The sequence below is a fragment of the Corynebacterium sp. HMSC062A03 genome (assembly GCF_001811145.1).
GTDB lineage: Bacteria > Actinomycetota > Actinomycetes > Mycobacteriales > Mycobacteriaceae > Corynebacterium > Corynebacterium aurimucosum.
Genome location: NZ_KV803660.1, coordinates 1 through 1,305, shown reverse-complemented (window position 1 = coordinate 1,305; position 1,305 = coordinate 1). Strand labels below are relative to the sequence as shown.

The window sequence follows — 1,305 nt, the reverse complement described above, 5'->3', positions numbered from 1 at the left end:
TGAAGCGTCCTGGGTTTAGTTCCTACCTCAGCTAAGGAAGGATTGAACTATGCCTAGAAAGTATTCCGTCGAGTTCAAGGAGAAGGCGGTCCATCAGATCATCGAAATGGTCCGCTTGGAGTCCTGCTCACTGCAACGTGCCTACACGGAGGTCGGTGAGCTGCTTGGAGTGTCTCACCATACGTTGCGGGCTTGGTATCGTGACAGCGCTTCAGTACGTGATGACTCTGACGCGTCTGGCGGCGAAACAATGGAAGAAGAACTCAGGCGTCTGCGCCGCGAAAACCGCGAACTGAAACGAGCAAACGGGATTCTTAAAACTGCTTCGGCTTTTTTCGCAGCGGAACTCGACCGACCCACGACCAAATGATCTCCTACATCGACGCGTACAAAGATCAATTTGGGGTCGAGGCCATCTGCCGAGTCCTTAAACAAGCAGATCGTGGATTCATTACTTCACGCGGCTACCGCAAAGCCACCACACGTGTTCCCAGCGCAAGAGCCTTAAGCGATAGCCTTCTCATCCCAGAAATACAGCGTGTGCATGCGCAGAATTTCTCGGTTTACGGTATCCGCAAAATGTGGCACGCTATGAACCGTGAAGGTTTTCATATCGGCCGCGATAAGACCGCTCGATTAATGAAGTTAGCAGGTGTTTGCGGCCGCAGACGTGGGCGAACCCCCGCGACAACGACTAGCCCGAAGACACCGGATCATCGCCCGGACCTAGTGCGCCGAAACTTCCGTGCGCAGGCACCAGAAAGGTTGTGGGTTGCCGACATTACCTACGTTCGCACCCTGTCGGGATTCGCCTACACCGCGTTTGTCGTGGATGTCTTCAGCCGAAAGATTGTTGGTGTTGCTACACGCTCGACGATGCGTACCGATGCGCTGCCCATGGAGGCTTTGGAGCATGCGTTAACGACTGCTGGGCGAATCCATGGAAACCAGCTGATTCACCATAGTGATCGGGGCAGCCAGTACGTGTCACTGAAGTATTCCACCGCTCTCGCGGATTCCGGAATCCGGCCGAGTGTGGGAACAGTCGGCGATTCTTATGACAATGCTCTAGCCGAAACAGTCAACGGTCTCTACAAGGCGGAACTGATTCATGCCCAAGGCCCGTGGACGTCGGTCGGAGAAGTCGAACTGGCCACCTTGCGGTGGGTGCATTGGTGGAACACCAAACGGCTTCATGAAGCTTTGGACTACGCCACCCCACAGGAAGTAGAAACCGAGTACTATCTCACCCAGCCCATCAACACAGGGTCGTAAAAGAAGCGGAACTAAACCCAGGACGCTTCA

General features: G+C 54.5%; 1 protein-coding gene. It reads left to right on the top strand.

What is annotated here, in order from left to right:
- Nucleotides 1-49: 49 nt before the first annotated feature.
- Nucleotides 50-1,275, top strand: a protein-coding gene (locus HMPREF2781_RS05170) for an IS3 family transposase (protein WP_141750571.1) whose coding sequence is annotated in 2 segments (ribosomal slippage) — nucleotides 50-329 and nucleotides 329-1,275 — 1,227 coding nt in all. Because the reading frame shifts where the segments join, the coding sequence is not laid out codon by codon here.
- Nucleotides 1,276-1,305: the final 30 nt, after the last annotated feature.